General features: G+C 72.0%; 6 protein-coding genes. 2 read left to right on the top strand and 4 right to left on the bottom strand.

Features of this window, described 5'->3' with window-relative positions; genetic code table 11:
- Nucleotides 1–226: 226 nt before the first annotated feature.
- Nucleotides 227–1489 (bottom strand): TIGR03862 family flavoprotein, encoded by a 1263-nt coding sequence (locus K2X24_RS06865; RefSeq protein ID WP_292496070.1) that lies wholly within the window; start codon nucleotides 1487–1489, stop codon nucleotides 227–229.
- A gap of 187 nt (nucleotides 1490–1676) precedes the next feature.
- Here K2X24_RS06865 and K2X24_RS06860 point away from each other — a divergent pair, with 187 nt between their 5' ends.
- Nucleotides 1677–2702: a TerC family protein gene (locus K2X24_RS06860; RefSeq protein WP_292496068.1), complete on the top strand. Its 1026-nt coding sequence runs from the start codon at nucleotides 1677–1679 to the stop codon at nucleotides 2700–2702.
- Between the two features lie 146 nt (nucleotides 2703–2848).
- On the opposite strand, the gene K2X24_RS06855 is transcribed toward K2X24_RS06860, so the two are convergent.
- The 3 genes from K2X24_RS06855 to K2X24_RS06845 form a co-directional block, all read right to left on the bottom strand.
- Nucleotides 2849–3625, bottom strand: coding sequence for an N-acetylmuramoyl-L-alanine amidase (locus K2X24_RS06855; protein WP_292496065.1), 777 nt, complete (start codon nucleotides 3623–3625; stop codon nucleotides 2849–2851).
- On the bottom strand, nucleotides 3622–4347 hold the full coding sequence (locus K2X24_RS06850) for a molecular chaperone DjiA (protein WP_292496062.1): 726 nt from the start codon (nucleotides 4345–4347) through the stop codon (nucleotides 3622–3624). The genes K2X24_RS06855 and K2X24_RS06850 overlap by 4 nt, the downstream gene beginning before the upstream one ends.
- 142 nt (nucleotides 4348–4489) lie before the next feature.
- Nucleotides 4490–5368, bottom strand: a complete 879-nt coding sequence (locus K2X24_RS06845) for a collagen-like protein (protein ID WP_292496059.1) — start codon at nucleotides 5366–5368, stop codon at nucleotides 4490–4492.
- Nucleotides 5369–5600: 232 nt separating this feature from the next.
- Here K2X24_RS06845 and K2X24_RS06840 point away from each other — a divergent pair, with 232 nt between their 5' ends.
- The gene (locus K2X24_RS06840; protein ID WP_292496057.1) at nucleotides 5601–6440 is read left to right on the top strand and encodes an ImuA protein; all 840 of its coding nucleotides are present in this window, start codon (nucleotides 5601–5603) and stop codon (nucleotides 6438–6440) included.
- The last annotated feature ends 2 nt before the right edge of the window (nucleotides 6441–6442 follow it).

Here is a 6442-nt window from a genome sequence, read left to right as displayed (position 1 = left end):
GCCACCGGCCGCGCCGGCGGCGCGCTCGCGGGTGCAGCCATCGGCGGCGCCGGCGGCGCCATCGTGGGCGCTTCCACCGCCCCGCGCTGCCCCTACGGCACCTACCGCGACGCCTACGGCGACGTGTACTGCCGCTGAGACCCGACGCCGCGCGGCCCCGAACGACCGCGCCGGACCATCAGGCTCCCTCTCCCCCGAGAGGGAGCCTTTTTCGTGAGCCCTCGTGTCATGGCCCCGCTGCGGCCCGATCCATCCAGGCCAGCATGCCCGCCGCCGCCGCGCGGCCCGAGGCGAAGGCGCCCTGGAGGAGATACCCCCCCGTCGGAGCCTCCCAGTCCAGCATCTCGCCGGCCACGAAGGTGCCGGGGCGCCGCGCCAGCATGTAGCCGGCATCGAGTTCGCGAAAGCGGACCCCGCCCGCCGTCGAGATCGCTCGGTCGAGCCCGCGGGGCGCCAGGAGCCGGAGCGGCACCGCCTTGATCAGGGCCGCCAGGGCCTCGGCGGCTACGGGCAGCGGGTGGGCCGCCTCGCGCAGGAGCCCGATGCCCACGGGGGTCAACCCCGCGCCCTTGCGCAGACGGTTGGCGAGCGACAGCCCGGGCTTCGGATCGCTGAGCGCCCGCGTCAGGGTTGCCTCGTCGAGATCGGGTCTCAGGTCGAGGTGAAGCCAGGCCGCGCCACGCTCGGTGGCGGCTCTAATCCGATGGGCGATGGCGTAGATCGCTCCGCCCTCGATCCCGTCCGCACTGATCACCGCCTCCCCGCGCACACGGATACCCTCGAGGCTGAGGGCGATGCGCTTCAGGGGCGTGCCGGCGAAGCGCTCGGCGAAAACCGGCGACCACGCCACGGTGAACCCGACATTGGCGGGCTTGAGCGGCGCCACCGCGATGCCATCCCGTTCGAGCAGGGACACCCAGGCCCCATCGGAGCCGAGGCGCGGCCAGCTCGCGCCGCCGAGGGCCAGGAGCACTGGGCGGTGGGCGGTCTCGACCCGCCCCTCCGGAGCCTCGAAGACCGGGCCGCCGGAGGCCGACCACCCTGTGAAGCGGTGGCGGGTGCGGATGCGGACGCCCAACCCGTCGAGGCGCCGGAGCCAGGCCCGCAGGAGCGGCGAGGCCTTGAAGCTTTCGGGGAAGACGCGGCCGCTCGACCCCACGAAGGTCGGCTGGCCGAGATCGTGGCACCAGGTCCGCAGGTCGGTCGGGGCAAACCCCGCGATGGCCTCGGCGAGCGGGCCGCTCTCGGGCTGGTAGCGCGCCAGGAAGGCCGGCAGGGGTTCGGAATGGGTGAGGTTGAGGCCGCCGCGCCCGGCGATGAGGAACTTGCGCCCCACGCTTGGCATCCGGTCGTAGAGGGTCACGGCGTGGCCGGCCCGCGCCAGCACCTCCGCGGCCGCGAGGCCGGCGGGGCCGCCGCCGATCACGGCGGGGCCGCCGACCATGGCGGGGCCGTCCGCCTCCCGGCCTTTGGGCTCAGTTTCAGTCATGCGTCCTGGGAAGCCGGCCAGCGGCGGCCCTGTCAAGCGTGACGGGACGATGCCCTTGATTCGCCAAGGTCCGAGTCCCAACTGCGCCTCATCGGCTGCGGGCCCCTCTGGCGGGATGCTTCGTGATGCGTTCCGTGATGTCGGAGCCGATGCTTTCTCTCCTCAAGAAGCATCGACGGTCCGCGTCATGGTTGATATTTTGTACTACGAGTGGCTCGGCAAGCCGGTCTGGATGTGGCTGGGCTTCCATGCCCTGGTCGCCGGATTGCTGGCCTTCGACCTCGGGCTCCTGCACCGGGACAAGAACCACGAGATCGGCGTGAAGGAGAGCCTGCTCCTCACGGCCTTCTACTTCACCCTCGGCATGATCTTCGGCGGATGGGTCTGGTGGTATCTCGGGCCGCAGGCGGGCCAGGAATACGTCGCCGGCCTGGTGGTCGAGAAGTCGCTGTCGATGGACAACGTCTTCGTGATCGCGGTCATCCTGACCTCCCTCGGCATCCCGCGCACGTCCCAGCACCGGGTCTTGGTATGGGGCATCCTGGCCGCCGTGCTGCTGCGCGGCCTGATGATCGGCCTCGGCGCGGCCCTCGTGCACCAGGCCGCCTGGGTGCTGTCGATCTTCGCCGCCTTCCTGATCTTCGCCGGCGTCAAGATGCTGGTCTCGAAGGAAGAGGAGGCGGGCGACATCCGCGAGAACCGGGCCGTGCGCCTGCTCCAGCGGGTGCTGCGCATCACGCCCGAACTGCACGGGCAGCGCTTCCTGGTGCGAAAGCCCGACCCGAAGACGGGCAAGACCGCCCTCTGGCTGACGCCCCTGGCGCTGGCACTCATCCTGGTCAACGGCGCCGACGTGATCTTCGCCGTCGACAGCGTGCCGGCGATCTTCGCCATCACCACCGACACCTTCGTGGTCTACACCTCGAACATCTTCGCGATCCTGGGGCTACGCGCCCTCTACTTCGCGCTCGCCGCGATGGTGGACCGCTTTGCCTATCTCAAGACGGCGCTGGCCTTCATCCTGATCTTTATCGGAGGCAAGATCGTGGTCGCCGACACCTTCGATCTCGTCCACGTCCCGCCGTGGGTCTCCCTCGCAGTCACCGTCGTCTTTCTCATCGCGGGCATCGTCTACAGCCTGTGGCGCACCCGGGGGACGGTGACGGAGGAGGCACGCGGGCATGGCGGCGAGGCGGTCCAGCACCGGGCCTGACGCGCGCCCCTGCCTTCCACCCCGACGGATCTCGGCTCGGCCCGAGATCCGTCGAGGGTGTGGGGAGGCCGGGTTGGTCGGGCGCACCTCGGCCGATCGAGGCCGGCGCCGCCCCTGTGCCCTCCCCGCACAGTGAGAGGCGCGCCCTACCCCGAAATCGCGTCGCCCGACCGCCCGGGCAGTGCCGCGATCAGGTCCCTCAGGGTGGTGATCGTCGAGGCGTCGGCGACGCCGTCGACGCGGGCCGGGCGGAAATGGCGCTGGAACGCCGTCACCACCGCACTCATGCGGGCGTCGAAGGTGGCGCCCACGGGCAGGTCGTAGCCGTAGAGGGCGAACATCGCCTGCAACGCTTCGATCGGCGGTCCGGCATCGCCCTCTGCAAAGAAGCGGCCGTCGCGGATCGGAGCTGGCGGGACCCAGTGTCCGATGCCGGCGCTTGCCAGCTGCGCCCAGGGAAAGTGCTCGCCGGGATCTTCCTTGCGCTCGGGCGCGATGTCCGAATGGGCGAGAATGCGGTGCGGCGCGAGGTTCCAGCGCTGGGAGAGATCGCCGCACAGGGCGATGACGGCCTCGATCTGCGCGGACGGATAGGCCGGCAATCCGCCGGCATGGCCGCCATTGACGATCTCGACGCCGAGCGAGCGCGAGTTCACGTCGCTGATGCCGGCCCAGGAGCCCTGACCCGCGTGCCAAGCGCGGCGCCCCTCGGGTACCATCTGCACCACGCGGCCATCCTCCAGCACCACGTAGTGGGCCGAGACCTCCGCCACGGGGTTGGCGAGGCGCTGCAGGGCGGCCGCCGCGCTCTCCATGCCGGTGTAGTGCAGGACGAGGAGATCGACCGGACCGGTCCGCCGCTCACCGTGGTTGGGCGACGGGTGGACGCTGGTGGCGACGGGACTCTCGGGGGTCGGTTTCACGTGAGGCCCCGCTCGGCGCTGATCCGGTCATAGGCGGCGTTGATGGCGGCCAGACGGCGGGTGGCGATGGCCACCGCCTCCGGCGGCAGGCCACGGGCGATGGCCCGGTCCGGGTGGTTCTCCCGCACCAGGGCCCGGTGGGCGGCCTTCAGCCCGGCATCGTCGACATCGTGGTCGAGGCCCAGAACGAGATAGGGATCGTCGGAGAGGCGGACATGCCGGGCGGCGATGCGGCGGAACGCGGCCTCGTCGAAGCCGAAGGTCTCCGCCACCGCGCGCAGGTAGCGCTCCTCCGCCTCGTGGATGGCCCCGTCCGCCTTGGCGATGTGGAACAGGCCGTCGAGGACGTCCTCCAGCAGGGCCGGCTCGTCGTGGAAGGTGTTGGCCAGTTGCCGGGCGTAGGCTTCGAAGCCGTTCGCGGTGCCCTTGGCAAGGTCGAACAGGCGCTGGACCCCGGGCCGGGCCCGCTCGTCCACCTGTACCACCTTGGCGAAGGCCTCGATCTCGGCCGGCGTCACCACGCCGTCGGATTTGGCCATCTTGGCAGCGAGCGCCACGAGGCCGGTGGTGAAGACCACGTCACGCGGCGTGGTCCCGAACAGGGCGCCCTCGCGGTCGACCAGGAAATGCCCCGCCACCCCGCCGACGAGGCCGCCGAGGGGGCCGCCGATGGCGAGGCCGAGGCCTGCCCCCCCGAGCTTGCCCCAGATGCCCGCGCTCATCGGAAAACCCCGCGGGCGCTGAAAACGGGACTGGATGAGGCAGACGGCATGGGCGGCATCGACTTCGGCGCGAAACGAAGCGCGTCCTTACACCGGACGGCTCCGTTTCGGCGAGAGGCGATCGCTCGGGGCGTCCCGCCCCTCAGCGCCGGGCGCAGAGGCCGACGAGGCCCTGGGCTTCGCTGGGGCAGGCCGCGCTCAGGGTGCCGTCGGCCCCCGCCGTCACGATGGCGCTGCCCCCCTTCAGGCACAGGGCCGAAGCCAGGATTTCGGTGCCCTCGCAGGTGATGGCGCAGCCCGAGGCCGGGCAGGTGTCCTGGCGCACCACACGGAACGGGGATGCGGGCACGGGGGCCGCCGGGGCAGCCTGACCGGCCTCGCCCCTGGACCCCGCGGGCCCGCGCTCGCCGGCCGGACCCCGTGCTCCGGGCTCGCCCTTGGGACCAGTGTCGCCCTTCGGCCCGGCTTCGCCCTTCGGGCCGCCCTCACCACGAGCGCCCGTTTCGCCCTTCACACCCGGTTCGCCCTTGGCACCCGGTTCGCCCTTCGGCCCCTGAGGACCGGGCAGCCCGGCGACGCCCTGCGGACCGGCGGGGCCCGTCTCGCCCCTGTCGCCGGTGTCGCCCTTCTGGCCCGTCTCGCCCTTCGGACCGGGCTGGCCGGCGGGGCCGCAATTAGCGATGACCGCCTCGCGCTCGTCCTCGCCCGCCTTCAGGGTGGCGATGCAGTTGGTGGGCACGTAGGGCAGGCGGAAGACGAAGCGGCCCCGGCTGTCGGCGATGATCGAGATGTCCTCGTCGAGCACCACCACGGTGCCGGGCTTGCGCACGCTGCCGGAGATGCGCAGGTCGCCGTTCTCGAAGCGGGCGTCGTAGACCTGGATCGGCTGCGACACGGACTGCGGCTTGCGCGCCTTGGCCGCCTCGCCCCTGGGCTGGCCCGCCGTCTGCGCGATGGCGGGGAGCCCGCCCGCCACGGTGATCAGGCCCGACAGGACCACGAGGGCACGAGCGAGACGCATGAATTTCTCCGGTCTGGTCCGCGTCTGCTGAGCGCGGCAGGTGGGGAGTGCTGCCCTGACCTCGCCGAACGGTCAAGCGTGGCGAAGATGCCGGCCGGAGGCAGCCATCCACAGGCATCCACAGCCGTCCACAGGCCAAGTCCCTGAGGGCGGATGAAATTCCGCATGGCCCCGGAAACCGATTGAGTGTGTTCCTGTTTTGTTCTTAGCGTAGTGGGATGGAACGGAGCCGATGAGACAGAGCCCTGAAGACCCTCCCGATACGCAGATCGAAGGTCCGCATGCGGACCGGCCGGGCGCGGACCCGCTGCCGCGCGAGGCGGCGCCCCGGGCCTCGGCCACTTCGAACCTGGCGGCCCTGCGCGACCTCGTGGCCGGGCGTGGGGATGCCCCGGTCCTTCGGGGTGCCCTTCCGCTGGGCATCCACGACGTCGATTCGCGCCTCGCGCAGGGCGGCCTGGCCCTCGGGCAGCTGCACGAGATCGCCCCCGCCCAGGCGGGCGACGAGCCGGCGGCCCTCGGCTTCGCCCTCGCCCTGGTGGCGCGCCACCTCGCCCGAGTGCGCGGCGAAGCCCTGCTGGTGGTGGGCCAGGGCCATCCCCTCCCCTACGGGCATGGGCTCGCCGGCCTCGGCCTCGACCCGGCCCGCCTGCTGCTGTTCGAGGTCGCCAGCGACAGCGACGCCTACCGGGCGCTGGAGGAATCGCTGCGGTCCCGAGGCCTGGCGGCCGTGGCGGGACTCGTCGACGCCGCCCTGCCCCTGGCCCAGAGCCGCCGGCTCCACCTCGCGGCCGGGCGAACCGACCGGCTCCTCCTCGTTCTGCGTCCCCCGGAGGCGGAGAGCCCCAACGTGGCGGCGACCCGCTGGCGGATCGCCGCCGGCAAGGCCCTGCGCGACCGCTTCGGCTGCATCGAGCGGCCGTGCTGGCAAGCGACCCTCGACCGAAGCCGCAACGGGCGGACCGGACACTGGCTTCTGGAGTGGGATCATGCCGCGCATCGTTTCGGTCTGGCTGGAGCACTGGCCGGTCACACGGCTGAGGCGGGCGGGCGGGTCCAGAGCTCGAGATGATG

This window comes from Methylobacterium sp., from assembly GCF_019750675.1.
In the GTDB taxonomy this organism is placed as follows: domain Bacteria; phylum Pseudomonadota; class Alphaproteobacteria; order Rhizobiales; family Beijerinckiaceae; genus Methylobacterium.
The sequence above is the reverse complement of the archived record's forward strand: the minus strand, read 5'-3'. Positions and strand labels throughout refer to the sequence as shown.

Excerpts from the sequence above, each read along its gene's own strand:
- K2X24_RS06865 (WP_292496070.1), bottom strand. The coding sequence starts at position 1,489 with ATGACTGAAACTGAGCCCAAAGGCCGGGAGGCGGACGGCCCCGCCATG.
- K2X24_RS06860 (WP_292496068.1), top strand. The coding sequence starts at position 1,677 with ATGGTTGATATTTTGTACTACGAGTGGCTCGGCAAGCCGGTCTGGATG.
- K2X24_RS06850 (WP_292496062.1), bottom strand. The coding sequence starts at position 4,347 with ATGAGCGCGGGCATCTGGGGCAAGCTCGGGGGGGCAGGCCTCGGCCTC.
- K2X24_RS06845 (WP_292496059.1), bottom strand. The coding sequence starts at position 5,368 with ATGCGTCTCGCTCGTGCCCTCGTGGTCCTGTCGGGCCTGATCACCGTG.
- K2X24_RS06840 (WP_292496057.1), top strand. The coding sequence starts at position 5,601 with ATGAGACAGAGCCCTGAAGACCCTCCCGATACGCAGATCGAAGGTCCG.